The following is a 24,652-nucleotide window of genomic DNA, read 5'->3' as shown; positions in this document are numbered from 1 at the left end:
GAGTCGTGGTGGTGGGAGCAGACGACGAGTGGGAGGGTGGGCCATGCCCCGGAGTGCGGTGGACCGCGTGCACGAGGTGTACGCCACGTCCTACCGCCGTCTCGTGGGCCAGCTCACCGGTGTCACCGGCGACCCGGTCGAGGCCGAGGACGCGGTCATGGAGGCGTTCGCCCGCGCGGTGGGCTCGGGACGCTCCTTCCTCGACGCCGACAACCCCGAGGCGTGGCTGCGCACCGTCGCGGTCAACGTCACCCGCACCCGGTGGCGTCGCAACCGCTTCTTCCGCGACGTGCGCCACCGCCTGGTGGCCGAGGAGGCGTACGCCGACCTCCCGGACGACCGCGTGGCACTGCTGGCCGCACTGCGGCTGCTGCCAGCCCCACAGCGGGAGGCGATCGCCCTCCACCACCTGGCGGACCTGCCGGTGCACGAGGTGGCCGAGGCGGTCGGCGCACCGGTCGGGACCGTGAAGGCCCGGCTGGCCCGCGGCCGGGCGGCCCTGGCGCTGCTGCTCTCGGAGCCCGACAACGAGCCCGACCCGAGCACCGAGCGGAGCCCCCGATGAACCTCCCCCAGGACCTGCAGCACGAGGTCGCCGCCCGCGCCCCCCAGCCCGGGTTCGACGCCGTCATGGAGCGGGTCGACGCACGCCGCCGCCGACGTCGTACGACGATCGCGTCGGGACTGGCCGCCGCGGTCGTGGTTGCCGGAGTGGCAGCGGTCGCGGGCGGGGTGGTCGGCGACGCTCGGTCACCGGAGCCGGCGAGCCCTGCGCCCTCGCCCTGGGACGGCACCTCGTCACCCGACGACCGGCTGCCGTCCGACGTCGTCGCCGTCCTGGACGACGACCAGCTCCAGCTCTGGTCGATCGCCGGTGGCGAGGACGGCACCTCCGCTGCCCTGTGGCGCGGCTGCGACTTCGACCCGTGCCAGTTCGCCCTGGTCACGCGTGACGGCGACGAGGTCTTCGGCGAGAAGCTCGGTGCGTCCTTCCCCACGGTCAGCCCGGTGCCCGGGGGCTGGCTCGTCCAGGACGCCCGCGGCACCTTCCGGCTCTCCGCGTCGGGGGAGCGGGCGGAGATCTTCGACACCGGCCCCGGCAGCGGGGACGTGATGGCGGGCGACACCGCGGTGTCGACGGCCGACGGCTGGCGGCTGCTGCGGGGCGACAAGCTGATCCCGCTGCCGTCGCCATCGCCCGACTTCGAGGTGAGCAGCGCATACGTGACACCGGACGGCCAGCTTGTCGTCGCCTCGTCGGGCGTGGGACGCATCGAGCACGCCACGCTCGGGTCGGAGGGCGGGTGGAGCAGCTCCGTGAACTTCATCAGGACGCTCGACGACGACGCCGGCACGCGCACACAGGTCCTGGCGGGCAATGGCGACGACGTGGCCCTCGTCGTCCTCGGCGATGATCCGGACGGTTCCGTGCCGGTGCTCAGCGCGCAGGTGTCGCACGACGCAGGCCGGACCTGGGTGGCGACCGTCAATCTCGACACCGAGGGCGGCGACCGGGTGCGCAACATGTCGGCCCTCGCCGTCGGCGCTGACGGGACGACGTACCTGACCACCGAGTCGCACCACCTGCTGCGCATCGACGACCAGGGCGACGCGACCCCGATCCAGCTGTCGGCCTTCGAGAGCAGTGTCTTCGCCTCGGGCGACGAGGTGTGCGTCGTGGTCGAGCGCGGACGCTACGACGCGCTGACGTGCTCGCCCGACGGCCTCACCGAGTGGGCCGACCAGCCGTTGCCGGGGCTGGGCTGATCGGCACCCACGACTCGGGTCAGACCAGCCAGCCGACGTTGTCGGCGAGCAGGTCGGCCATCGGGTAGATCCCGCGCAGCTCCTGGCGTCGCTCGAGCAGCGTCACCACGTTGCCCAGGTTGCGGTCCGCCAGCTCGCGCCGGCGCTCGATCGCCTGCTGGATCTTCTTCTCGTCCATGTCCGACTCCCCACGGTCCGTCGGGCGGTCCGTCCGCCCCGACCATTGGATCGTTCCAAACTCAGGCTACGCAAGGGTTCCCGTCGTGTTAACGACAGGAAAACTCAGTCGCCCGTGACGGCCTGGCCTCGCACGTGCAGGCGCGCGGAGACCAGCAGGATCACCACGCCCGCCAGCGAGAGGGCGAGGCCGACGAGGGCCGGGGCTCGCAGCCCGTAGCCGGCGGCGATGACGAGCCCGCCGAGCCAGGCGCCCAGCGCGTTGGCGATGTTGAGCGACGCGTGGTTCATCGCCGCACCCAGGGTCTGGGCATCACCGGCGACGTCCATCAGCCGCAGCTGGAGGTTCACCACCAGCACCGAGCCGAGGACGGTGATCAGGAAGACGACGGGGAGCGCGGCCCAGCCGTAGGGCGCGGTGAGCCAGAAGAGCAGCATGGTCGCTGCCATCCCGACGCCGCCGATGATCAGCGAGCGGAAGATCGACCAGTCGGCCATGATCCCGGCGAGCCAGGTGCCGGCGACCATGCCCAGGCCGAAGAACAGCAGGTAGACCGGCACGGACCGCTCCCCCAGCCCGGACACGTCGGTGACGACCGGGGCGATGTAGGAGTAGACGGCGAACATGCCGCCGAAGCCGACCGCGCCGGCGAGCAGCGTCAGCCAGACCTGCGGCACCTTGAAGGCGCTGAGCTCGCGACGACCGCTCGCGTCGGCGTCGCCGGGGCAGGACGGGACGAACCACGCGACGAGCGCGAGGGTCACCACGGCCAGCCCCGCGGCGGCCCAGAAGGCAGCGCGCCAGCCGAGCGCCTGGCCCAGCAGCGTCGCGGCCGGTACGCCGATCACGTTGGCGACCGACAGGCCGAGCATCACCTGCGAGACCGCGCGCCCCTTGCGCGAGGGCGGGGCCATGCTGGCCGCGACCAGCGAGGCCACGCCGAAGTAGGCACCGTGCGGGAGGCCCGCGGCGAAGCGGGCGAGCATCAGCTGCTCGTAGGACGTCGCGAGCGCGCTCACCCCGTTGCCCACCGCGAAGGCGGCCATCAGCGCGACCAGCAGCGCCCGGCGCGGCAGGCGCGCGCCCAGGAAGGCGAGCAGCGGGGCTCCGACGACGACGCCGACGGCGTACGCCGAGATGACGTGGCCGCCGGTGGGGATCGAGACGCCGACGCCGCTCGCGATCTGCGGCAGCAGGCCCATCGTGACGAACTCGGTCGTGCCGATCGCGAAGCCGCCCATCGCCAGCGCGACGACCGCAAGGCCGAAGTGGCGCGCGGTCACCGACGGGACGTCGAGATCGGCGGGAGTGTCAGCGGCGGCGGTCGTCATGGTCATCACAGGATGCAAGACAGGGCCCCCGGGGAGGTATTCCCCGAGGGCCCTGCCTGTGACGCGCCCCTCAATGACGCAGTCAGAGCGAGGCGAGCGCCTCGTTGAAGGTCGTGGACGGGCGCATCACCGCGGCCGCCTTCTCCGGGTCCGGGCGGAAGTAGCCGCCGATGTCGGCCGGCTTGCCCTGCACGGCCAGCAGCTCGTCGACGATCGTCTGCTCGGACTCGCGCAGCGTCGAGGCGAGCGAGGCGAACGCCTCGGCCAGCTGGGCGTCCTCGGTCTGCTTCGCGAGCTCCTCGGCCCAGTAGAGCGCGAGGTAGAAGTGCGAGCCGCGGTTGTCGGTCGTGCCCAGCTTGCGGCCCGGCGAGCGGTCCTCGTTGAGGAACGTCTCCGTGGCCCGGTCGAGGGCGTCACCGAGCAGCTTGGCCCGCTGGTTGTCGTCGTAGCCCGCGAGGTGCTCGAGCGAGGCCGCCAGTGCGAAGAACTCCCCGAGGCTGTCCCAGCGGAGGTAGTCCTCCTTGACCAGCTGCTGCACGTGCTTGGGCGCCGAGCCGCCGGCGCCGGTCTCGAACAGGCCGCCACCGTTCATCAGCGGCACGATCGACAGCATCTTGGCGCTGGTGCCGAGCTCGAGGATCGGGAACAGGTCGGTGTTGTAGTCGCGCAGCACGTTGCCGGTGACCGAGATGGTGTCCTCGCCCTTGCGGATCCGCTCGAGGGAGAACGTCGTCGCCTCGGCCGGCGCCATGACGGAGATGTCGAGGCCCTCGGTGTCGTGGTCCTTGAGGTACTCCTTCACGAGCGCGATCAGGTTCGCGTCGTGGGCGCGGGTCTCGTCGAGCCAGAAGACCGCCGGGGTCTGGCTGGCGCGGGCGCGGGTGACGGCGAGCTTCACCCAGTCGCGGATCGAGGCGTCCTTGGTCTGGCAGGCGCGCCAGATGTCGCCGGGCTGGACGTCGTGCGACATGAGCACCTCGCCGGCGGCGTTGCGGACCTCGACCGTGCCCGCAGCGGGGATCTCGAAGGTCTTGTCGTGCGAGCCGTACTCCTCGGCGGCCTTGGCCATCAGGCCGACGTTGGGCACCGAGCCCATCGTCGAGGGGTCGAGCGCGCCGTGCTCGCGGCAGTCGTCGATCGTGGCCTGGTAGATGCCGGCGTAGGACGAGTCGGGGATCACCGCGAGGGTGTCCTGCTGCTCACCAGCAGCGTTCCACATCTGGCCCGACGTGCGGATCATCGCCGGCATGGAGGCGTCGATGATGACGTCGGAGGGCACGTGGAGGTTGGTGATGCCCTTGTCGGAGTCGACCATCGCGAGCGAGGGGCCGTCGGCCAGGCCCTTCTCGAAGGCGGCCTTGATCTCCGCGCCGTTGTCGAGGGCGTCGAGCCCACCGAGGATGCCGCCCAGGCCGTCGTTGGCCGAGAGGCCCGCGGCGGCCAGCTGCTCGCCGTGCTGGGCGAAGACGTCACGGAAGTACGCGCGCACGACGTGGCCGAAGATGATCGGGTCGGAGACCTTCATCATCGTGGCCTTGAGGTGGGCGGAGAAGAGGACGCCGTCGTCCTTGGCCTTGGCGACCTGCTGCTCGAGGAAGGCGTCGAGCGCCGCGGCGCTCATGAAGGTGCCGTCGACGACCTCGCCGGCGAGGACCGGGAGGCTCTCCTTGAGCACGGTCTCCTCGCCACCGGCGCCGACGTGCACGATCGAGAGGGTGTCGTCACCCTCGAGGACGACCGACTTCTCGTTGCTCCGGAAGTCGTCGCCGCCCATCGTCGCGACCGAGGTCTTCGAGTCGCTGCTCCAGGCGCCCATCGAGTGCGGGTGCGACTTCGCGTAGTTCTTCACCGAGGCCGGCGCGCGGCGGTCGGAGTTGCCCTCGCGCAGCACCGGGTTGACGGCCGAGCCCTTGACCTTGTCGTAGCGGGCGCGGGTCTCGCGCTCCTCGTCGGTCTGCGGGTTCTCGGGGTAGGCCGGCAGGTCGTAGCCCTGGGACTGCAGCTCGGCGATCGTCGCCTTGAGCTGCGGGAGCGAGGCCGAGATGTTCGGCAGCTTGATGATGTTGGCCTCGGGCTTCGTGGCCAGCTCGCCGAGCTCGGCGAGCGCGTCGTCGATGCGCTGCTCGTCGGTGAGGCGGTCGGGGAACTGGGCGATCACCCGCCCGGCGAGGGAGATGTCTCGCGTCTCGACCTCCACGCCGGCGGTCTTCGCGTAGGCCGCGATGATCGGGAGGAACGAGTACGTCGCCAGCAGTGGCGCCTCGTCGGTGTGGGTGTAGATGATCTTGGCCATGGGTAGGACATCTCCTGTGGATCGGGGTGGTCCAGCAATAACTCTTGACGTCAAGATACCTGACGCGGGGAGGCGACGCGACTCGCCTACCCTCGCACCACTGTTCATGCATCGCTAGAGTGCCCGTGGCCTACGCGGGGTACGGCCACACGACTGGGAGGACAGCTCCGAGATGAGCGACACCATCGACACACCGTCCACCGGCCAGAAGTTCACGGCCGAGGCGCTGGGCACCTTCGTGCTCGTCTTCTTCGGCTGCGGCGCGGCCATGCGCAGCGGCGGCGACTACGTCGCCACCGGACTCACGTTCGGCCTCACGGTCGTCGTGATGGCCTACGCCGTCGGGCGCATCTCCGGCGGCCACTTCAACCCGGCCGTCACGCTCGGCGCCGTCCTCGGCGGGCGGCTCCCGTGGAACCAGGTCGGCATCTACTTCGCCGCCCAGCTCCTCGGCGGCCTGCTGGCAGGCGCCGTGCTGTTCGGCCTCAACCACGGCTTCGAGGGGTTCAGCGCCGAGGGCAACATGGCGCAGAACTTCTTCGGCGACCAGGGCACCGGCTTCGCCTGGTGGGCCGCCCTCCTGCTCGAGATCCTGATGACGGCCGTCTTCCTCTGGGTGATCCTCGCGGTCACCGACGAGCGCAACGAGGTCAACGTCGCGATGGGCCCGCTGGCCATCGGCCTGGCGCTCGCGATGATCCACTTCGCGTCGATGAGCGCCACCGGCACCTCGGTGAACCCGGCCCGCTCGATCGGCGTCGGCGTCTTCGCCGGCACCGACGCGATCGTCCAGCTCTGGCTCTTCGTGGTCGCGCCCCTGGTGGGTGCCGCGATCGCCGGCCTGACCTACCCCGTCCTCTTCGGTCACGGCACCGAGCCCGTCGCGGGCTCCGGCCTGAACTTCGGTGGCGGTCGCAAGGGCGACCAGTTCGTCCCCGGCAGCTACGAGGCCCAGTGGAACCAGGGCCAGCAGCACCAGCAGCAGGGCAGCTGGGGACAGCCCGGCGCGGCGTGGGGCGCTCCCCCGCAGCAGCAGTGGGGCCAGCCCCAGCCCCAGCCCGACCCGTACTCCACGCCGCAGGCGCAGCCGGCTCCCGGCCAGTGGGGCCACCCGGACACCACCCAGCAGGCGCCGCAGCAGCCGCCGAGCCAGCCCGGCCAGTGGGGCGCGCCGCCGGCCCAGCAGCAGCCCGGTCAGCCCGGTCAGTCCGCGCCCGGCGCTCCCGGTCACTGGGGCAACCCCGACGGCGACGACGACGGCCGCACCCAGGTGCGCCGCCCCGACTAGTCGAGCAGCTCGGCCGTCCAGCCGGCGGCCAGGTCCTCGAAGCCCACGAGGCCGACACCCTTCTCGTACACGGTGCGGGTCGAGGTGTCGGCCTCGTCGAGCATCTCCACCATGTCGCTCGACAGCTCCTCGACGCGCCTGCTCGCCTCGGGCAGCGACTGGACGGCGTACGACAACCAGCCGTCGCCCAACCGCAGGTGGGCCGGCATGACGAGGCCGGCCTCGGCGCCGTCCTCGCCCGCCCGCCAGTCACCCCTGCCGGGGCCGCCCGCGTCGGCGCCGACCACCCACACGTTGCCGGCCGCGTCCTGCGCGTAGTAGCGGGTCGTGATGTCGGTCCTGCCGTCGACGTCGTACGCCGTGGTGACGCCGGTCGCCGCGAGGCCGCCGACGTCGGCCGCCTCGTCGAGCACCGCGGTCTCGATCGACCCGATGTCGGCCCCGTCCTCGCGCACGTCGAAGCGAGCGGTCGCCCCCGGCTCCAGCGGCAGCCACGGGTTGTCGACCACGTCGACGAAGTCGTCGGGGTCGGGTGACGGCGTCGGGACCACGAGGCCGTTGATACCGGGCTGGTCGTAGGCCTCCGGCTGCCCCAGTCCGCCACATCCGGCCAGGGCGACGAGCGGCACCAGGGCGACAGCCGTGCGCAGGCGGCGTGCGGGGACGGGCGCGGGCATGGGCGCCAGCATGCCAGCCGCCCACCAGCCGACCGCCGACCCAGCGCTGCTAGCGTCAGCGGGACAACTCCGGACCTGCTCCTGACCACCCCTCTCGAGGAGAAACATCGTGACCTCCGAACCCCTCAAGGTGGCCGTCACCGGCGCCGCCGGCCAGATCGGCTACAGCCTGCTCTTCCGCCTCGCGAGCGGCGCTCTGGGCGACCGACCGATCGAGCTCCGCCTGCTCGAGATCGAGCCGGCGCTGAAGTCGCTCGAGGGCGTCGTCATGGAGCTCGACGACTGCGCGTTCCCGACCCTCGCCGGTGTCGAGATCGGCGCGGACGCCGAGAAGATCTTCGACGGCGTGAACCTCGCCCTGCTCGTCGGCGCCCGCCCCCGCGGCCCGGGCATGGAGCGCGGCGACCTGCTCTCGGCCAACGGTGCGATCTTCACCGCGCAGGGCAAGGCCCTCAACGCCGTCGCGGCCGACGACGTGCGGATCGGCGTGACCGGCAACCCGGCCAACACCAACGCCCTGATCGCGATGACCAACGCCCCCGACATCCCGCGCGAGCGCTTCTCCGCGCTGACCCGCCTCGACCACAACCGCGCGATCTCGCAGCTCGCGGCGAAGACCGGCGCCAAGGTCACCGACATCAAGAAGATGACGATCTGGGGCAACCACTCCGCCACGCAGTACCCCGACCTCTTCCACGCCGAGGTCAACGGCCAGAACGCCGCCGAGGCCGTGGGCGACCAGGCCTGGCTGGAGAACGACTTCATCCCGACCGTCGCCAAGCGCGGCGCCGCGATCATCGAGGCCCGCGGCTCGTCGTCGGCCGCCTCCGCCGCGTCCGCGACCATCGACGCCGCCCGCGACTGGCTCCACGGCTCCGCCGCCGACGACTGGGTCTCGATGGCCGTCGTCTCCCATGGCGAGTACGACGTGCCCGAGGGCCTCATCTCCTCGTTCCCGGTCACCACCTCCGGTGGCGACTGGTCGATCGTCGAGGGCCTCGAGATCGACGAGTTCTCGCGTGCCCGCATCGACGCCTCGACCGCCGAGCTGGCCGACGAGCGCAACGCCGTCACGGAGCTGGGCCTGATCTGAGCTGGACCTGATCTGAGCTGCTGACCGAGCGGCCCGGCCGGCCTAGAAACCGCCGCCGGGCTGCTCGGGGATCGACCCGGCCAGGAAGATCAGCAGGCCGCCCAGCACGAGCAGGATGAGCGCGTCGAGCACCTTGTGGCGTACGGCGAGCATGCCGGCGTCGCGGGCGCGGAGGACCAGCCTCACGAAGGCCCCGAAGACCAGCGCACCGCCCATGACGCGTACGCCCGTGCGCCACTCGTCGACCGCCGCGACCACCAGGGCCCCGACCACGACGACGAGTACGAGCAGGTAGAACATCCCGCCGATGGTCGAGGGGTAGCGGCGCTCCTCCTCGGGCGTCGAGGCGCCGTCGAGGTGCTCGGGTTCGGACGAGGTCATCGGGCGCCGGCGGACCGCTCGGCGATCTCGACGATGTTGGTGAGCAGCATCGCGCGGGTCATCGGGCCGACGCCCTTGGGGTTGGGCGAGACCCAGCCGGCGACGTCCCAGACGCTCGCGTCCACGTCGCCGGTGACCTTGCCGTCGACGCGGGAGACACCCACGTCGAGGACGGCCGCACCCGGCTTGACGATGTCGCCGGTGATGATGCCGGGCACGCCGGCCGCGGCGACGACGATGTCGGCGTTGCGCACGTGGGCGGCCAGGTCGCGTGTGCCGGTGTGGCACAGCGTCACCGTGGCGTTCTCGGAGCGACGCGTCAGCAGCAGGCCGAGGGGCCGCCCGACCGTCAGGCCGCGGCCGACCACGACGACCTCCGCGCCGGCGATCTCGACGTCGTGGCGGCGCAGCAGCTCGATGGCGCCGACGGGCGTGCAGGGCAGCGGGCCGGACTCGCCGAGCACCAGCTTGCCGAGGTTCATCGGGTGCAGGCCGTCGACGTCCTTGTCGGGGTCGACGCGCGACAGCAGCGCGAACTCGTCCAGGCCCGTCGGCTGCTGCACGAGGAAGCCGGTGCACGCGTCGTCGGCGTTGAGCTCGTCGATGACGGCCTCCACCTCCGACTGTGCGGCGGTCGCCGGGAGGTCACGGCGGATCGAGGTGATGCCGATCTCCGCGCAGTCCTTGTGCTTGGCGCCGACGTACCAGTGCGAGCCGGGGTCGTCGCCGACCAGCACCGTGCCGAGGCCGGGCACGACGCCCTTCTCCTTGAGCACCGCCACGCGCTGGGCGAGCTCGGCCTTGATGGTCTTCAGCGTCGCTGCGCCGTCGAGGGTCTGTGCCGTCACGGTGGACATCCTAGGGAGAGGGATCAGTGGAAGAAGTGGCGCGCGCCGGTGAAGTACATCGTCACGCCGGCCGCCTCGCAGGCCGCGACGACCTCGGCGTCGCGCACCGAGCCACCGGGCTGCACGATCGCCTTGACACCGGCGTCGATGAGGATCTGCGCGCCGTCGGCGAACGGGAAGAACGCGTCGGAGGCGGCGACCGCGGAGGTGACCCGCTCCCCCGCCCGCTCGACCGCGAGCCGGCACGAGTCGACGCGGTTGACCTGGCCCATGCCGACGCCGACCGAGGCGCCGTCGGCGGCGAGGAGGATCGCGTTGGACTTCACCGCGCGGCAGGCCTTCCAGGCGAAGGCGAGGTCGGCGAGCACCTCGGCCGAGGCGGCCTCGCCCGTCGCGAGGGTCCAGGTCGAGGGGTCGTCGCCGTCCGCGGAGAGCACGTCACGCTCCTGGAGCAGCAGGCCGCCAGAGATCGCTCGGGTCTCGCCGCCGCCCGGCGCGAGCGGCGGGCACTCGAGGATACGGATGTTCTTCTTGGCCTGCAGCACCTCGATCGCGCCGTCCTCGTAGCCGGGCGCCACGATGACCTCCGTGAAGACCTCCGCCACCTGCTCGGCCATCGCCACCGACACCGGCACGTTGGTCGCGATCACGCCGCCGAAGGCGCTGACGGGGTCGCACTCGTGGGCCTTGCGGTGGGCCTCTGCGACGTCGGAGCCGACGGCGATGCCGCACGGGTTCGCGTGCTTGATGATCGCCACGGCCGGCTCGCTGAAGTCGTACGCCGCCCGCCGGGCCGCGTCGGAGTCGACGTAGTTGTTGTAGGACATCTCCTTGCCGTGGTGCTGCGTGGCCTGCGCCAGCCCGGGACCGCCCGGCAGGAAGCCGTTGCTGTAGAGCGCGGCGCCCTGGTGGGGGTTCTCGCCGTAGCGCAGCACCGCCTCCTTGGTCCACGTCGCGCCCATCCACGCGGGGAAGCCGGAGCCCTCGGAGGTGTCGGTGAGCACGTTGCCCATCCACGACGCCACGTGGACGTCGTAGGTCGCGGTGTGCACGAATGCCTCGGCCGCGAGGCGCTGCCGCTCGGCCAGCGTGAAGCCGCCGGCAGCCACGGCGGCGAGCACGGCGTCGTACGCCGCGGGCGAGGTGACGATCGCGACGCTCGGGTGGTTCTTGGCCGCGGCGCGCACCATCGACGGGCCGCCGATGTCGATCTGCTCCACGCACTCGTCGGGGCTTGCGCCCGAGGCGACGGTCTGGGTGAAGGGGTAGAGGTTGCTGACGACGAGGTCGAACGGCTCGACGCCGAGCTCCTCGAGCTGCGCGACGTGGGACTCCAGACGGCGGTCGGCCAGGATGCCGGCGTGCACGCGCGGGTGCAGCGTCTTGACCCGGCCGTCGAGGCACTCGGGGAAGCCGGTGAGGTCCTCGACCTTGGTGACCGGCAGGCCCAGGGACTCGATCAGCGCGGCGGAACCGCCGGTGGAGACGAGCTCGACGCCTGCGTCGTGCAGGCCGCGGACCAGGTCGTCGAGGCCGGCCTTGTCGTAGACGGAGACGAGTGCGCGGCGGATCGGGATGCGCGTCGGGTGGGGCTGGTCGGACACGGGACTCCTCGGATGGTGATTGAGTCGGGGCACCCAGGCGTTCGATGCTCCCGCGCGTCACTCCCTGGTGGTGGCCCACCTGCGCCAGTCGTGTGGCAGCAGACTAGCGATCCCGCCCGCCGATGCGAACCCGGCGGCCGTCGACCGTGATCCCGTCGCGCGCGATCCGGCCGACCGCCTCGACGAGCATCGCCCGCTCGGCGGTCTTGATCCGTTCGTGGAGCGACTCGACGTCGTCGTCCTCGGCCACCTCGACGGGCACCTGCGCGACGATCGGGCCGGTGTCGACGCCGGCGTCGACCACGAAGAGGGTGGCCCCGGTGACCTTGACGCCGTGCTCGAGCGCGTCGCGCGGACCGTGCATCCCCGGGAAGGCCGGGCACAGCGCCGGGTGGGTGTTGAGCGTCAGGAACTTCTCCAGGAAGTCCGTCGACAGCAGCTTCATGAAGCCCGCCGACACCACCACGTCGGGCTCGAAGCGCTCCACCACGGTCGCCAGCGCGGCGTCCCAGCCCTCGCGGGTCTCGAAGTCCGTCACCGACCGCGTGAAGGTGGGGATGCCGGCCCGATCGGCGCGCGCCAGGCCCTCGATGCCGTCCCGGTCCGCACCGACGGCGACCACGCGGGCGCCGTACGACGGATCGGCACAGGCGTCGAGCAGGGCCTGCAGGTTGGTGCCGGACCCCGAGACGAGGACGACGAGGCGCGCGGGGCGGTTCACGAGCGGTGAGTCTAGGCGTCCTCGGCGGACTCCGGCTCCGGCCAGGCCCGGTTCGAGCGCCACACCAGCAGTGCGACGACGGAGGCACCGAGCAGCGCACCGACACCGCACGCGGTGACCGAGTGGAACAGCACGTCGCGGGTGAACGGCCCGACGAAGCGCATCCGTCCCGGTCCGGCGGCGCCGCCGGAGAGCGAGGCGAGCAGGGCGAAGCCGAAGCCGGCGACCAGCCCGCCGCCGCACCCGGCCAGCGCGACCTGGTCCCAGGTCAGCGCGCGCGGCCGCAGCGTGCGGTAGGCGGCGACCGCGGCGACCAGCGGCGGGATCACCATCAGGCCGCCCACCCAGCCCGCCGGCGTACCGACCGAGGGCAGTGCCGCGAGCACGGGCACGACCGGGAGGGGTCCGACGACGACCGCTGCCGGCGAGACCAGCGTGGCACCGCCGACCGCGAAGCCCGGGCCGAGCAGGAACGAGCCGGCGTAGAGCGCGGCGTTGGGCGCGAAGGCGGCGTTGACGACGGAGTAGAGGCCGGCCTCGGCCGGGCTCGGGTGGAGGCTCGAGGTCATCGTCGCCGCCTCGCCGAACGACATCGCCAGCGCGGCCAGGAAGGTCACCATCGAGACCACGAGCAGCGTGCCGAGCACGGCACCCGCGACTGCCGCCCCGGCCCGCACGGTCGGCGGCGCGAGGGCCGCCCAGATGGCGGCACGGCCCGAGCCGGTTGCGATCGCAGGGGCCGCGACCAGCGCGGTCATCACGGTCGTCCAGGCGAGCACGCGCGGCACGGACGGGTCCGCGGTCGTGCCGGCGGCGAGCGTGGCGACGACGACCGCCACGACGGCGTAGCCGGCGAAGAAGGTCGCGATCGCGATCGGGACCGTGAGGTCGCGCTCGCCGTCGGAGATGCGGTCGGCGTCGGGGCCGTGGCTGGAGACCGCGTCACCGACGCGGTGGCCCAGGCGCCACATGGACCAGACGCTCATCGCGGTGATGCCGAGCGGCACGATCGTCACGCGGGCGCCCAGGACGGTGAAGCCGGACCCGTGGCCGGCCAGCCACGCGAGGGCGCCCACCCGCATCCCGTCGCGCGGGGCGCCGTGCACGCCGGCGTCGGTGACGAACCAGCCGATGACCCCGACGGCCAGCAGGACGACCAGCGGGGCGAGCGCCGCGCACGCACCACCGAGGGTCGCGATCAGGACCAGAGGCCGCTGCCGGGCAGGGTCGGTCCGCACAGTGTCGGGACGGGTGAGGAGCGACGTCATGGCCGATCCATCATCACCCGGCACCCACGACGGACCGTGCTCCCACGCCGCCCGCCGAACGGAGGCTTCGACCACCTCGAGCGACCTTGTCACCGGACGCTGGCGTCTACTACCGTTCGCGCCCGAGAGGCTCGCCGATCGGCCAGCCGTTCCGGATCATTCAACTCGGGGGATTTCACACGTGAAGCACAGGATCTTGTTTTTTCTCGCGGCCGTTCTCGGGAGCTTGACGTTCACAGTCGGGGCCAGCGCCCCCGCGTCGGCGGCCGTCTGCACTTTTGGGTCAGCGGATGGTGGAGTCGAGATCAGAGCCTTCTGCTCTTCGGGGTCGGGCAACAGGTACTACATCCTTCTCGAGTGCCGGGACGGCGGCTACGTCACTGGTGACGCCCGTCGCTACGGCACGGGAGTTCCCTCTGTTGCTCGATGCTCCTACGGCACGCCCCTGAGCTTCCAGATCCGCACCGCGTGGGTCTGGAGCTGATCGACCGCTCCTCGCGAGGTCCGTGCGGAGCCGGCACCCGCGGCTGACCGTGCTCCCACACCGCCGACGACCGATGTGCGCACCGTGTGCCACTCCCGTACCGTTGAGCGGGCCATGAGGAGCCCCGAGACCTTCGACGCCTACTACGTCGAGACGCGCACGCGCCTGCTGCACGAGGCGTACGCCCTCACCGGCGACGCGCCGGCCTCCCGGGCTGCCGTGCGGGCCGCGTTCGTCGTCACCTGGCACCACTGGCGCAAGGTCAGCGGCCTCGACGACCGCGACGGCTACGTCCGCCCCCTCGCCTTCCGGCGGGCGCGACGCAAGCACACCGCCCGCATCTGGCACCGCGACAAGTCCCTGGCCCCCGAGGTGCGCGCCACCCTCGACGCGCTCGCCAAGCTGACCCCGCGCCAGCGTGAGCTGCTGGTGCTCAACGCGCTCTCCTCGCTATCCCTGACCGACATCGGCCGCATGGTCGGCCTCCCGCGCTCCGACGCCGAGCGCGAGCTGCAGACCGCCACGTCGCAGTTCTCGCTGGCGCGCGACACCCAGACGACGGACGTACGCCGCCTCCTCCAGGACCTCGCCGCCCCGCTCGAGGAGATCCGGTGGCCGCGGGCGACCGTCATCCGCCGCGCGGGCGCCGCACGTCGTCGCACGCACACGGTCATCGGTGCCGGGGTGGCCGCCGCCGCCCTCGTCGTGTCCGGCTCGCTGGTGGCCACTGGCGCCGACGCCGAGCCGACGAGCCTGAGCGAGGAGAAGGTGTCGGCCGGGATCACCGTCCACGCCCCGGAACCTGCCAGCGCCACGGGCGAGCCGATCGTCGACGAGGCGGCCCTGCTGTCCCCGGCCCAGATGGCGCGCTTCGGCGCCGACCTCGACTGGTCGGAGACCGCCACCACGGACAACCTGTCGGGCAACGGCCTCCTCGCCCCCTGCCAGCGGGAGCGGTTCGCCGACCCCGAGGGCGTCACCGCCCTCGCCCGCACCTGGGAGGGCACCGCGACCCGCACGGTGCGCACGACGGTCGGCAAGGGCGACCGGCAGCGCACCCGCAAGCGCAGCGAGACGCAGGTGGCCGCGACCGCCGTCCAGCTCGTCGAGCTGTCACGCGACGGCGACCAGGCTGCGGCGAGCTTCCAGACCGCGTCGGTCTGGTACGCCGGGTGCGCCGACCCGCGCACCCAGCTCATGGACACCCGCACGGTCAAGCGCGTCGGCGACGAGGCCCGCGCGTTCCGGCTGCGGACGTGGGGCAAGCAGCCCGCGACCCTCACCGTGGGCGTGGCCCGCACCGGCAGCCTCGTGGTCACCACCGTCGTCCGCAGCACCGGTCGCGCACCGAGCGACAAGGCGACCCTCACCGGCCTCGCCGCCTCCGTCAACGCGCTCTGCGGCACCGAGGGTGCCGGGGCGTGCGCGGGCCGGGCGCGCTCGAACCGGACCCCGCCCCTCGACATCGGTGCGCCCCCCGGCTTCCTGTCCGTGGTCGACCTGCCGCCCGTCACCTCGGTGCGCGGGCCGTGGGTGGGCACGGACCCCGAGAGGGCGCGTACCAACTTCGCGGACTCCCCCTGTGACCGCACCACCTTCACCGGAAGCGGCATCACCCGCGCGCGCACCCGCACCTTCGTCTTCCCGGAGACGCCCAATGCCACCCAGCAGCTCGGGCTGACGCAGACGATCGGCGAGATGACGCCGGTCAGGGCCCGGAAGTTCGTCGAGACCGTCCGCACCCGGATCCGGCAGTGCGGCCAGGCCAACCTCGGCACCTCGGTCACCCCGCTCGCCTCCTCGTCGTCCAGGGTGACGGAGGTCAGCGTGTGGGCTCTCTCGATCGAGCTCAACGACAGCCAGTCCTTCCCCTTCCTGATGGCGATCGTGCGCGACGGCACGGCCGTGTCGCAGCTCGGCTTCGCCCCGGGGAACGACCAGACGATGGCGCGCGACGACTTCGTCGAGCTCTCCCGGCGGATGCTCGAGCGCCTCGAGGGCCTCTCCCGCTGAGCCTTCCCCGATTGAGCCTGCGGAGGGACTGACGCAACCTTTTCACCCCCCGCGGTGTCTTAGGTGTCATGAGGTCCCCCGCTCGACTGCTCCCCGCGGTCCTGGCCTGCACGTTCGCGCTCGCCGCGTGCGGCAGCCAGTCGTCGGGTGACGCGTCAGGCGGATCCGGCTCGGCGGCCGCGGACGGCACGTCGGAGCAGGAGACGGCCACGACGTTGCCGACGACCGGCATCCCCGACGACTTCCCCCTGACCGCCGGGATGGGCGGTCCCGCGGACAGCGTCCCCACATCCCGCACCGGCACCGGACTGCGCGACCTCGAGCTGTGCGGCACTTCCCCGCTGCGCGGACTGGGCACGCGCGACCGCATGGTCGCCGACAACAGCGGCGGCGAGTCCGCCGACACCCGCGAGCTGGTGCTCCTCGGCAGCCCCGACGCTGCGGCGCTGGTCGCGCAGGCCTTCGCCGACCTGCCCTCGACCTGCGACGGCTCCGCCGGCACGGGTGGCATGGCCACCACCACCGAGGTGCGGGGGTCGACCTTCGGCGAGGCTCCCGCGGCCGTCCTCGTGCAGGGGTACGTCTTCGACGGCGACCCCGGGCCCGGCCACCTCGTCGTCCACGTCGTGCCGGTCGGGTCGGCCCTGCTGGTGACCCGGACCTACGGCGAGTGGCCGGAGGTGGCCGAGGGCGTCGACCAGACCACCGAGGGCGTGGCGGAGACCGTCGAGGCGATGGACGTCTTCGCCGAGACCGAGACGCCAACCGAGACACCCACCGAGACACCCACCGAGACACCCACCGAGACGGCCTCGTCGTCCGCGATCCCGGACGACTTCCCGATGCTCGCCGGCTGGCCGAGGAGCTCGGAGGCCGACGGCGAGGGCCGGGTCGGCCCGACGCGGTCGGACGAGGCGGTCCGGTTCACGATCTGCGGCGAGACGTGGGTCGATCCCCCGCACGCCGACCGGCTCCGGGCCCAGTGGGACAGCGCCGAGGACTACCGGACCCGCGTGCTGACGACGTACGCCGACGAGGCCGGGGCCGAGGAGATGGTCGACGGACTGGTCGCGCAGCTGCAGTCCTGTCCCACCGAGCCGCCCGGGGACGACAGGTTCGGGACCGAACGTGAGGTCCGCCCGGTCGCGCTGGGGGACGAGGCGTGGGCGATACTCGAGCGCGACACCTTTGACGGAGGTCCGTCGGCCTTCGGTGGGACCACCGTCGTCGTGCGGGTCGGACGCGCGGTGCTCGTCCTCGCCCACGGGGGCCATGCCGGTCATCCGGGCGGCGACGGGCAGCAACAGGTCGAGGCCATGGGCTCCCAGGCCGCGACGTCGATCGCCAAGATGTGTCAGTTCACGAAAACGGGGTGTTAACCAGTCATGTCCATTCCTTCGACGCTGGCCAGCTCGGCCTGCCCGACCCTCCCCTCGCCGCGCCGCGTCTCAGCGGTGGCGCCGGTGCGCCTCCTCGGCGCACACGTCGTGTGGCGGATCCTGTGGGAGGCCCAGCGACCGGCCCGCCACCGCCACGACCAAGCGAAATCGACGACGGCCCCGCAGGTGGACCTGCGGAGCCGTCTCGAGAGTCGTTGATCAGAGGTTCTGGAGGATCTCACGCATGAGCGCGGCGGTCTCCGACGGCGTCTTGCCGACCTTGACCCCGGCGGCCTCGAGGGCCTCCTTCTTGGCCTGCGCGGTGCCCGACGAGCCCGAGACGATGGCGCCGGCGTGGCCCATCGTCTTGCCCTCCGGAGCCGTGAAGCCGGCGACGTAGCCGACGACCGGCTTGGTCACATGGTCCTTGATGTAGGCCGCGGCCCGCTCCTCGGCGTCGCCACCGATCTCGCCGATCATCACGATCGCCTTGGTGTCGGGGTCGTTCTCGAACGCCTCGAGGGCGTCGATGTGCGTCGTGCCGACGATGGGGTCGCCGCCGATCCCGATGGCGGTCGTGAAGCCGAAGTCCTTCAGCTCGAACATCATCTGGTAGGTCAGGGTGCCCGACTTCGACACCAGGCCCACCGGGCCCTTGCCCGCGATGGTGTGCGGCGTGATGCCGGCCAGCGACTCCTCCGGCGTGATGATGCCGGGGCAGTTGGGGCCGATCATCCGGGTGGACTTGCCCTCGAGGTACTGGACGACCACGGCGGTGTCGAGCACCGGTACGCCCTCGGTGATGACCACGAGGAGCGGGATCTCGGCGTCGATCGCCTCGATGCAGGCGTCCTTGGTGAAGGCGGGCGGCACGAAGGCGACGGACACGTCGGCGCCGGTCTCCTTCATGGCCTCCTCGACGGTGCCGAAGACCGGCAGCTCCTTGCCGCCGAGCTCGACCGTCGTACCGGCCTTGCGGGCGTTGACGCCGCCCACGATGTTCGCGCCCGACTCGACCATGAGGGTGGTGTGCTTCGCGCCCATCCCGCCCGTCATGCCCTGGACGATGATCTTGGAGTCCTTGTTGAGGTAGATGCTCATGTGATTGTGTCCAGTTCTCTCTCAGGCCTGGTGGGCGAGCTCGGCGGCCTTGTCGGCCGCGCCGTCCATCGTGTCGACCTGGGTGACCAGCGGGTGGTTGAGCTCGTCGAGGATGCGGCGACCCTCCGCGACGTTGTTGCCGTCGAGGCGTACGACGAGCGGCTTGGACGCCTCGTCACCGAGGATCTCGAGCGCGCCCTTGATGCCGTTGGCGACCTCGTCGCAGGCGGTGATGCCGCCGAAGACGTTCACGAAGACGCTCTTGACCTGCTCGTCGTTGAGGATCACGTCGAGGCCGTCGGCCATCACCTGGGCGTTGGCACCGCCGCCGATGTCGAGGAAGTTGGCGGGCTTCACGCCGCCGTGCGCCTCACCGGCGTACGCGACCACGTCGAGGGTGCTCATCACGAGGCCCGCGCCGTTGCCGATGATGCCGACCTGGCCGTCGAGCTTGACGTAGTTGAGGCCCTTGTCCTTGGCCTTCGACTCGAGGGCGTCGGCCTCCTCGCGGATCTCGAACTGCGCGTGGTCGGGGTGGCGCACCTCGGAGGCGTTGTCGTCGAGCGAGATCTTGCCGTCGAGGGCCTCGAGCTTGTCGCCCTCGAGGCGGGCCAGCGGGTTGACCTCGACGAGGGTCGCGTCCTCCTGGACGTAGACCTGCCAGAGCTTCTGGACCATCTCGATGGCCTGGTCGCGCAGCTCGGCGGGGAACTTGGCCTCGTCGACGATCGCGGCGGCCTTCTCCGGCGTCACGCCCTCGATCGCGTCGATGCGGATCTGCCGGACGGCCTCGGGGTTGGTCTTGGCGACCTCCTCGATCTCCACGCCGCCCTCGACCGAGGCGATGCACAGGTGCGAGCGGTTGGAGCGGTCGAGCAGGAAGGAGAAGTAGTACTCCTCCACGGGGGGCGTCGCCGGGGTCACGAGGACCCGGTTGACGGTGAGGCCCTTGATCTCCATGCCCAGGATGTCGCGGGCGTAGGACTCGGCCTCGTCGGCGGTCTTGGCGATCTTCACGCCGCCGGCCTTGCCACGGCCGCCGGCCTTGACCTGGGCCTTGACGACGGTGACTCCGCCCATCTCCTCGGCGGCTGCGCGCGCGGCCTCGGGGGTCTCGGCGACCACACCCAACGTCGTTGCGACTCCGTGCTTGGCGAAGAGCTCCTTCGCCTGGAATTCCATCAGGTCCACGAGGTGACCGATCCTTTTCGTCTGCGAACAGTGGCGGGTTTTCCCTCTCGGCACCCTAGACCTCATCGGGCGGGTCGCACGAGGTCGGGTGGAGGTGGCGGTGGTCACCCCCGGCTACGTTGAAGGGCATGTCCTCGGCGACCTCCTCGGTGATGTGGTTCAGGCGCGACCTGCGGGTGCGCGACAACCCGGCGCTCCTCGCGGCGCTCGACGAGGGCACCACCACGGCGCTCTTCGTGCTCGACCCGGCGATCTGGTCCGGCGCCGGTGCCGCGCGGCGTGCGTGGCTCGCGGCCAACGTCCTCGCACTAGCCGAGAAGATCCCGCTCACCATCCACCACGGCGACCCGCGCGACGTCGTGCCCCGCGTCGCCGACGGTCGCCGGGTGCACGTCTCGGCGGAGACCACGCCCTACGGCCGCCGCCGCGACGAGGCGGTCGGCGCGCAGGTCGAGCTCGTCGCCACCGGTTCGCCGTACGCCGTCGGCCCGGGCCTGGTGCGCAACGGCAGCGGGAACCCCTACCAGGTGTTCACGGCCTTCGCCCGAGGCTGGCGCGAGCGCGGCTGGCCCGAGCCGGCCCACACACCCCGCTCCCCCGACCTCGCGCCCGCCGACTCCCAGAAGCGCGCGGTCGACCTGCTCGAGAAGGCGGTCGCGGACGTGCCCTTCGAGCTTCCCGGCGCGGGCGAGGACGCGGCCTGGCGCCGCTGGCGCGCCTTCCGCGACGACGGGCTGCGCGCCTACCCCGCCGAGCGCAACCGCCCAGACCACGACGGGACCTCCCGGTTGTCCCCCTACCTCCACCTCGGGGTGCTGCACCCGCGCTCGCTGCTGGCCGACATCGACACCCGCTCGACGTACGCCAACGAGCTCGCGTGGCGCGAGTTCTACGCCGACGTGCTGTGGCACGAGCCGGCCTCGGCCTGGGCCGACCTCAAGCCCGCGCTGAAGGGGATGAGGTACGACGAGCCCGAGGACGCCATCGAGGCGTGGCGCACCGGCACGACGGGCTTCCCGATCGTGGACGCCGGGATGCGGCAGCTGCTGCACTCCGGCTGGATGCACAACCGGGTGCGGATGATCACCGCCTCGTTCCTCACCAAGGACCTGCACGTGTGGTGGCCGGTCGGTGCGCGGCACTTCCTCGACCTGCTGATCGACGGCGACGTCGCGTCCAACAACCACGGCTGGCAGTGGGTCGCCGGCACGGGCACGGACGCATCGCCCTACTTCCGCGTCTTCAACCCGATCACCCAGGGCCTCAAGTTCGACCCGCAGGGCGACTACGTACGCCGCTGGGTCCCCGAGCTCGCCCACCTGCCCGGCAAGGCGGCACACGAGCCGTGGAAGTCCGACGTGGGATACGAGAAGGACTACCCCCTTCGGATCGTCGATCACGCCGACGAGCGGGTCGATGCGCTCGAGCGCTACCAAGCCGCACGCGGCTGACCTGCGGTTATGCACGAATTTTGCCGTCAATGTCTTTTTCCGTGATCTATCCGTTACAGTCGTGCGCGGTCTTGCCGACCTCAAACCCCCCTGATGACGACCCGGCAGATTGGTAACTATTTCTTATGGGCAACCACCGAGCGGAGCGCGCTCCCAAGCGACGCCCCTCCTCGGCAACGGATGCACCGCTGATCGGAAAGCGTCGCGCGACCACGCCGACCCGCCGTTCTGTGTTGCGCAGCGTGCCGTCCCTGCCTCTCGTGGCCGGGGTCGCCATGCTGGCCATCTCCGCAGGTGGGGCCGTCACCGCATCGGGCGCGGGCGTCACCGCCCTGACCTCGTCGGGCTCGTCGCTCGACGCCCAGGGCTCGATCAGCTCGGCTGCCGGCCAGGCGCTCTCGCGCCGCGGCGCTGTCGTCAGCCGCAGCGGCAGCCGCGACGCCGCTGGCGAGGAGACCGACCCGGAGCTGGTCGCCCTCGCCGAGAAGCAGATGGCCGAGCGTGAGGCCAAGCTCGCCGAGATTCGCGAGGCCGCCGAGAAGCAGGCAGCGAAGATCAAGGAGAACAAGTGGGTTTTCCCCCTGGCCAGCTACCAGCTGACTGCCACCTACGGTGAGTACGGCCTGTGGGCCAACTACCACACCGGACTGGACTTCAACGGCGACTCCGGCGATCCGATCATGGCCGTCGCCAACGGCACGGTCACCTCGGCCGGCTACGACGGCGCCTACGGCAACAAGACGGTCGTGACCCTCGACGACGGCACCGAGATCTGGTTTTGCCATCAGACCGACATCTACGTCTCGGTCGGCGAGCGCGTCAACGGCGGCGAGGTCATCGGCACCGTCGGCGCCACGGGCAACGTCACCGGCTCGCACCTCCACCTCGAGGTCCGCCCCGGCGGCGGTGGCCCGGTCGACCCGTTCCAGGCCTTCGTCGAGCACGGCATCGTTCCGTGACCGATCCGCGAAGCGGATCGGAAGTCACGGAAGATTGAGCAGCGCCCGCGACCGAGCCTGCGAGGTCGCGACGGCGCGTGTCGAAATCTTCGGTCGATGTGCGTGACCGCCTGAGCCGCGCGACCCGCGGCTGAGGAACGAAGCCGCGGAGAGCGTGGCGACCAAGCAACCCAGGCCGGGTCTCGATACGCCCGCTCGTTCCTCGCGGGCTACTCGACCAGCGAGTGAGGCACGGCGACCCTCAGAGCTTCTCGACCGGCGCGTAGCGCAGCAGCAGGCGCTTGACGCCGTCGGAGCCGAAGTCGATCGAGGCGACGGACTTCTCCGCGACCCCGTCGACCGCGACGACGGTGCCCATGCCGAAGGAGTCGTGCACGACGCGGTCGCCGGGCGACAGGCTCGGGATCTCGCGGGCCGGCTTGGCCTTGGACGCGGCGTCGGCGCGCAGGGCGGCCGAGGAGAAGTTGCGACGCCCGGCGTCGGTCGGGGTGCCGAGGCGGGCGGAGCCGCCGGCGTGGTCGGGCCGTCCCCAGCGGGTCTGCTCGGCAGCCGTACGTCGCCAGTCGACGAGGTCGACCGGGAGCTCGTCGAGGAACCGGCTGGCGGGGTTGTGGCTGGGCGCGCCCCATGCGGACCGGACGAGGGCACGGGAGACGTAGAGGCGCTTCTCGGCGCGAGTGAGGCCCACGTAGGCCAGGCGGCGCTCCTCCTCGAGCTCCGGCTGGTCGCCGAGGGAGCGCTGGTGCGGGAAGACGCCGTCCTCGAGTCCGGTGAGGAAGACGACGGGGAACTCGAGCCCCTTGGCGGTGTGGAGCGTCATCAGCGTCACCACGCCGGAGTCGTCGCCGTCGGGGGTGTCGGGGATCTGGTCGGCGTCGGCCACCAGGGCGACCCGCTCGAGGAAGTCGCCCAGACCGACCGGGACGGTGCCGGCCTCGACCTCGGCCGGGTCGGCGCTCGGACCGGGCTGCGGGTCCTCGGCGAACTCGCGGGCCACGGCGACGAGCTCGGCGAGGTTCTCCGCGCGGGTCCCGTCCTGCGGGTCGTCGCTGGCCTCGAGCTCGGCGAGGAGCCCCGAACGCTCGAGGACGGACTCGAGGATGACGTCGGGGCGCTCGTCGGCCTCGACCATCGACTGGATCTCCTGCACCATCGCGACGAAGGCCTCGATGTTCTTCAGGCTGCGCGTGGCGAGCCCGGGTGCCTCCGCGGCGCGGGTCAGCGCCTCCCAGAAGGTGATCCGGTCCCGCTCGGCCAGCGCGGCGATGCAGGCCTCGGCCCGCTCCCCGATCCCGCGCTTGGGGGTGTTGAGCACCCGGCGCAGCGAGATCTCGTCGGCGGTGTTGACCAGCATCCGCAGGTAGGCCAGTGCGTCGCGGACCTCGCGGCGCTCGTAGAAGCGCACCCCGCCGACCACCTTGTAGGGCTGGCCGGTGCGGATGAACACCTCCTCGAACACCCGCGACTGGGCGTTGGTGCGGTAGAACACGGCGACGTCAGCGGGGCGTACGTCGCTGTCGTCGACGAGCTTGTCGATCTCCTCGCTGACGAAGCGGGCCTCGTCGTGCTCGTCGTCGGAGACGTAGCCGACGATCCGCGACCCCTCGCCGGCGTCGGTCCACAGCCGCTTGGGCTTGCGCCCCAAGTTGTTCCCGATGACGGAGTTGGCGGCGGTCAGGATGGTCTGCGTCGAGCGGTAGTTCTGCTCGAGCAGGATCGTCTGCGCGCTGGGGAAGTCCTGCTCGAAGTCCATGATGTTGCGGATGTCGGCGCCGCGGAACGCGTAGATCGACTGGTCGGCGTCGCCCACGACCATGAGCTCGCTCGGCTCGACCTCCTGGTGGCCCTCCTCGAGCGACTGCCCGCAGAGCTGCTGGATCAGGCTGTACTGCGCGTGGTTGGTGTCCTGGTACTCGTCCACCAGCACGTGGCGGAACCGGCGGCGGTAGTTCTCCCGCACGTCGGGGAAGACCTGCAGCAGGTGGACCGTCGTCATGATCAGGTCGTCGAAGTCGAGCGCGTTGGCCTCGCGCAGGCGGCGCTGGTAGTTCGTGTACGCCTTGGCGTAGGCCTCCTCGAAGGAGTTGCGCGCCTCCTTGGCGGCGTCCTCGGCGTCGCGCAGCTCGTTCTTCTGGTCGGACACCCAGTGGAGCACCGCGTTGGGCTGGTAGCGCTTGGGGTCGAGCTCGAGGTCGCGCAGCACGAGCGTCATCAGCCGCTTGGAGTCGGCGGCGTCGTAGATCGAGAAGTTGGACTTGAAACCGACCCGGTCGATCTCCTTGCGCAGGATCCGCACGCAGGAGGAGTGGAACGTCGAGACCCACATGATCCTCGCCCGGTTGCCGACGAGGTCCTGCACGCGCTCCTTCATCTCGGCCGCGGCCTTGTTGGTGAAGGTGATGGCGAGGATCGACCCGGGGTGCGCCTTGCGCTCGGAGATCAGCCAGGCGATGCGCCGCGTGAGCACACGGGTCTTGCCCGACCCGGCGCCGGCGACCACCAGCAGCGGTGCGCCGGAGTGCGTCACGGCCGCCCGCTGGGGGTCGTTGAGGCCCTCGAGGAGGGGGTGCTCGAGCAGGGCCGGGTCGGAGGAGGCGTCGCGGGGGGTCATCTCGTCCCAACCCT

20 protein-coding genes and 1 riboswitch are annotated in these 24,652 nt (G+C 71.6%); of the genes, 8 read left to right on the top strand and 12 right to left on the bottom strand.

The features are described from left to right. Nucleotides 1–43 precede the first annotated feature (43 nt). A complete protein-coding gene (locus EUA06_RS08545; protein ID WP_129474618.1) occupies nucleotides 44–565 on the top strand; it encodes a sigma-70 family RNA polymerase sigma factor in 522 nt (173 codons plus the stop codon). Beyond that, on the top strand, nucleotides 562–1,767 hold the full coding sequence (locus EUA06_RS08540) for a hypothetical protein (protein ID WP_129474617.1): 1,206 nt from the start codon (nucleotides 562–564) through the stop codon (nucleotides 1,765–1,767). The genes EUA06_RS08545 and EUA06_RS08540 overlap by 4 nt, the downstream gene beginning before the upstream one ends. A 19-nt stretch (nucleotides 1,768–1,786) precedes the next feature. Here EUA06_RS08540 and EUA06_RS22345 read toward each other — a convergent pair whose 3' ends face one another. The 3 genes from EUA06_RS22345 to EUA06_RS08530 form a co-directional block, all read right to left on the bottom strand. Then, nucleotides 1,787–1,945: a hypothetical protein gene (locus EUA06_RS22345; protein WP_165354314.1), complete on the bottom strand. Its 159-nt coding sequence runs from the start codon at nucleotides 1,943–1,945 to the stop codon at nucleotides 1,787–1,789. Between the two features lie 104 nt (nucleotides 1,946–2,049). After that, nucleotides 2,050–3,282: an MFS transporter gene (locus EUA06_RS08535; protein WP_242498041.1), complete on the bottom strand. Its 1,233-nt coding sequence runs from the start codon at nucleotides 3,280–3,282 to the stop codon at nucleotides 2,050–2,052. Between the two features lie 76 nt (nucleotides 3,283–3,358). Continuing rightward, nucleotides 3,359–5,569: an NADP-dependent isocitrate dehydrogenase gene (locus EUA06_RS08530; RefSeq protein WP_129474616.1), complete on the bottom strand. Its 2,211-nt coding sequence runs from the start codon at nucleotides 5,567–5,569 to the stop codon at nucleotides 3,359–3,361. A gap of 172 nt (nucleotides 5,570–5,741) precedes the next feature. Here EUA06_RS08530 and EUA06_RS08525 point away from each other — a divergent pair, with 172 nt between their 5' ends. After that, nucleotides 5,742–6,857: an MIP family channel protein gene (locus EUA06_RS08525; RefSeq protein WP_129474615.1), complete on the top strand. Its 1,116-nt coding sequence runs from the start codon at nucleotides 5,742–5,744 to the stop codon at nucleotides 6,855–6,857. On the opposite strand, the gene EUA06_RS08520 is transcribed toward EUA06_RS08525, so the two are convergent. Further along, nucleotides 6,854–7,534: a hypothetical protein gene (locus EUA06_RS08520; protein WP_129474614.1), complete on the bottom strand. Its 681-nt coding sequence runs from the start codon at nucleotides 7,532–7,534 to the stop codon at nucleotides 6,854–6,856. The two genes, EUA06_RS08525 and EUA06_RS08520, sit on opposite strands and share 4 nt — an antisense overlap. 109 nt (nucleotides 7,535–7,643) lie before the next feature. On the opposite strand from EUA06_RS08520, the gene EUA06_RS08515 reads away from it, so the two are divergent. Then, nucleotides 7,644–8,627, top strand: coding sequence for a malate dehydrogenase (locus tag EUA06_RS08515; RefSeq protein ID WP_129474613.1), 984 nt, complete (start codon nucleotides 7,644–7,646; stop codon nucleotides 8,625–8,627). Between the two features lie 42 nt (nucleotides 8,628–8,669). On the opposite strand, the gene EUA06_RS08510 is transcribed toward EUA06_RS08515, so the two are convergent. The 5 genes from EUA06_RS08510 to EUA06_RS08490 form a co-directional block, all read right to left on the bottom strand. Further along, nucleotides 8,670–9,008, bottom strand: a complete 339-nt coding sequence (locus tag EUA06_RS08510) for a DUF3017 domain-containing protein (protein WP_129474612.1) — start codon at nucleotides 9,006–9,008, stop codon at nucleotides 8,670–8,672. Further along, nucleotides 9,005–9,856, bottom strand: a complete 852-nt coding sequence (locus tag EUA06_RS08505) for a bifunctional methylenetetrahydrofolate dehydrogenase/methenyltetrahydrofolate cyclohydrolase (protein ID WP_129474611.1) — start codon at nucleotides 9,854–9,856, stop codon at nucleotides 9,005–9,007. The genes EUA06_RS08510 and EUA06_RS08505 overlap by 4 nt, the downstream gene beginning before the upstream one ends. Before the next feature lie 23 nt (nucleotides 9,857–9,879). Further along, complete coding sequence (gene purH / locus EUA06_RS08500) at nucleotides 9,880–11,460, bottom strand: bifunctional phosphoribosylaminoimidazolecarboxamide formyltransferase/IMP cyclohydrolase (protein ID WP_129474610.1); 1,581 nt, start codon at nucleotides 11,458–11,460, stop codon at nucleotides 9,880–9,882. Nucleotides 11,461–11,484: 24 nt separating this feature from the next. Then, nucleotides 11,485–11,562: riboswitch (ZMP/ZTP riboswitch) on the bottom strand. Nucleotide 11,563: 1 nt separating this feature from the next. Next, nucleotides 11,564–12,181, bottom strand: coding sequence for a phosphoribosylglycinamide formyltransferase (gene purN, locus EUA06_RS08495; RefSeq protein WP_207208268.1), 618 nt, complete (start codon nucleotides 12,179–12,181; stop codon nucleotides 11,564–11,566). A gap of 11 nt (nucleotides 12,182–12,192) precedes the next feature. After that, a complete protein-coding gene (locus EUA06_RS08490; protein ID WP_129474608.1) occupies nucleotides 12,193–13,449 on the bottom strand; it encodes a cell division protein PerM in 1,257 nt (418 codons plus the stop codon). 598 nt (nucleotides 13,450–14,047) lie between these two features. On the opposite strand from EUA06_RS08490, the gene EUA06_RS08485 reads away from it, so the two are divergent. Both EUA06_RS08485 and EUA06_RS08480 read left to right on the top strand, forming a co-directional pair. Further along, complete coding sequence (locus tag EUA06_RS08485; RefSeq protein WP_129474607.1) at nucleotides 14,048–15,946, top strand: SigE family RNA polymerase sigma factor; 1,899 nt, start codon at nucleotides 14,048–14,050, stop codon at nucleotides 15,944–15,946. Nucleotides 15,947–16,014: 68 nt separating this feature from the next. Beyond that, the gene (locus tag EUA06_RS08480) at nucleotides 16,015–17,325 is read left to right on the top strand and encodes a hypothetical protein (protein ID WP_129474606.1); all 1,311 of its coding nucleotides are present in this window, start codon (nucleotides 16,015–16,017) and stop codon (nucleotides 17,323–17,325) included. Between the two features lie 219 nt (nucleotides 17,326–17,544). Here EUA06_RS08480 and sucD read toward each other — a convergent pair whose 3' ends face one another. Beyond that, entirely contained in the window at nucleotides 17,545–18,426 is an 882-nt protein-coding gene (gene sucD / locus EUA06_RS08475) for a succinate--CoA ligase subunit alpha (RefSeq protein WP_129474605.1), read from the bottom strand. Nucleotides 18,427–18,447: 21 nt separating this feature from the next. Continuing rightward, nucleotides 18,448–19,617, bottom strand: coding sequence for an ADP-forming succinate--CoA ligase subunit beta (sucC, locus tag EUA06_RS08470; RefSeq protein ID WP_129474604.1), 1,170 nt, complete (start codon nucleotides 19,615–19,617; stop codon nucleotides 18,448–18,450). Between the two features lie 128 nt (nucleotides 19,618–19,745). Here sucC and EUA06_RS08465 point away from each other — a divergent pair, with 128 nt between their 5' ends. Together EUA06_RS08465 and EUA06_RS08460 are read left to right on the top strand one after the other, a co-directional pair. After that, nucleotides 19,746–21,068 carry a cryptochrome/photolyase family protein gene (locus EUA06_RS08465; RefSeq protein WP_129474603.1) on the top strand — a complete coding sequence of 441 codons (1,323 nt, stop codon included), beginning with the start codon at nucleotides 19,746–19,748 and terminating at the stop codon, nucleotides 21,066–21,068. Between the two features lie 242 nt (nucleotides 21,069–21,310). Beyond that, nucleotides 21,311–22,027 (top strand): M23 family metallopeptidase, encoded by a 717-nt coding sequence (locus EUA06_RS08460; protein WP_165354313.1) that lies wholly within the window; start codon nucleotides 21,311–21,313, stop codon nucleotides 22,025–22,027. Between the two features lie 241 nt (nucleotides 22,028–22,268). Here the strand turns inward: EUA06_RS08460 and pcrA are convergent, their stop codons facing one another. After that, nucleotides 22,269–24,638, bottom strand: coding sequence for a DNA helicase PcrA (gene pcrA, locus EUA06_RS08455; RefSeq protein ID WP_129474601.1), 2,370 nt, complete (start codon nucleotides 24,636–24,638; stop codon nucleotides 22,269–22,271). Nucleotides 24,639–24,652: the final 14 nt, after the last annotated feature.

Origin of the sequence: Nocardioides glacieisoli (genome assembly GCF_004137245.1) — a bacterium.
GTDB classification, from domain to species: domain Bacteria; phylum Actinomycetota; class Actinomycetes; order Propionibacteriales; family Nocardioidaceae; genus Nocardioides; species Nocardioides glacieisoli.
The sequence above is the reverse complement of the archived record's forward strand: the minus strand, read 5'-3'. Positions and strand labels throughout refer to the sequence as shown.

Excerpts from the sequence above, each read along its gene's own strand:
- sucD (WP_129474605.1), bottom strand. The coding sequence starts at position 18,426 with ATGAGCATCTACCTCAACAAGGACTCCAAGATCATCGTCCAGGGCATG.
- EUA06_RS08465 (WP_129474603.1), top strand. The coding sequence starts at position 19,746 with ATGTCCTCGGCGACCTCCTCGGTGATGTGGTTCAGGCGCGACCTGCGG.
- EUA06_RS08525 (WP_129474615.1), top strand. The coding sequence starts at position 5,742 with ATGAGCGACACCATCGACACACCGTCCACCGGCCAGAAGTTCACGGCC.
- EUA06_RS08485 (WP_129474607.1), top strand. The coding sequence starts at position 14,048 with ATGAGGAGCCCCGAGACCTTCGACGCCTACTACGTCGAGACGCGCACG.
- EUA06_RS22345 (WP_165354314.1), bottom strand. The coding sequence starts at position 1,945 with ATGGACGAGAAGAAGATCCAGCAGGCGATCGAGCGCCGGCGCGAGCTG.
- pcrA (WP_129474601.1), bottom strand. The coding sequence starts at position 24,638 with ATGACCCCCCGCGACGCCTCCTCCGACCCGGCCCTGCTCGAGCACCCC.
- EUA06_RS08530 (WP_129474616.1), bottom strand. The coding sequence starts at position 5,569 with ATGGCCAAGATCATCTACACCCACACCGACGAGGCGCCACTGCTGGCG.
- EUA06_RS08540 (WP_129474617.1), top strand. The coding sequence starts at position 562 with ATGAACCTCCCCCAGGACCTGCAGCACGAGGTCGCCGCCCGCGCCCCC.
- EUA06_RS08535 (WP_242498041.1), bottom strand. The coding sequence starts at position 3,282 with ATGACCATGACGACCGCCGCCGCTGACACTCCCGCCGATCTCGACGTC.
- EUA06_RS08510 (WP_129474612.1), bottom strand. The coding sequence starts at position 9,008 with ATGACCTCGTCCGAACCCGAGCACCTCGACGGCGCCTCGACGCCCGAG.
- EUA06_RS08520 (WP_129474614.1), bottom strand. The coding sequence starts at position 7,534 with ATGCCCGCGCCCGTCCCCGCACGCCGCCTGCGCACGGCTGTCGCCCTG.
- EUA06_RS08490 (WP_129474608.1), bottom strand. The coding sequence starts at position 13,449 with ATGACGTCGCTCCTCACCCGTCCCGACACTGTGCGGACCGACCCTGCC.
- EUA06_RS08545 (WP_129474618.1), top strand. The coding sequence starts at position 44 with ATGCCCCGGAGTGCGGTGGACCGCGTGCACGAGGTGTACGCCACGTCC.
- EUA06_RS08480 (WP_129474606.1), top strand. The coding sequence starts at position 16,015 with ATGAGGTCCCCCGCTCGACTGCTCCCCGCGGTCCTGGCCTGCACGTTC.